At 68.3% G+C, this 265-nt stretch carries 1 protein-coding gene; it reads left to right on the top strand.

Annotated elements, in window-relative coordinates; translation table 11 throughout:
* A partial coding sequence (locus tag SB816_RS32390; RefSeq protein ID WP_410548296.1) for an alpha/beta fold hydrolase occupies positions 1-265 on the top strand: 265 nt, incomplete at both ends.

Here is a 265-nt window from a genome sequence, read left to right as displayed (position 1 = left end):
AACCGCGTGATTCCGCTGCTCGAGGCGCGCGGCCTGCATGTCGTAGCGGTGCAGAATCCGCTCAGCTCGCTCGCCGACGATGCCGCCGCGACGAAGCGCGCGATCGACGAGCAGAAGGGGCCTGTCGTGCTGGTCGGCCATTCGTGGGCCGGCGTCGTGACCAGCGATGCGGGCAACGACGACAAGGTGAAGTCGCTCGTCTATGTCGACGCGTTCGCGCCGGACAACGGCCAGTCGATCGCCGATGTCACGCAGGGGCTGCCGG

It is taken from the genome of Achromobacter sp. SIMBA_011 (assembly GCF_046535435.1).
In the GTDB taxonomy this organism is placed as follows: domain Bacteria; phylum Pseudomonadota; class Gammaproteobacteria; order Burkholderiales; family Burkholderiaceae_B; genus Achromobacter; species Achromobacter dolens.
This window is presented reverse-complemented; position numbering and strand designations above follow the sequence as displayed.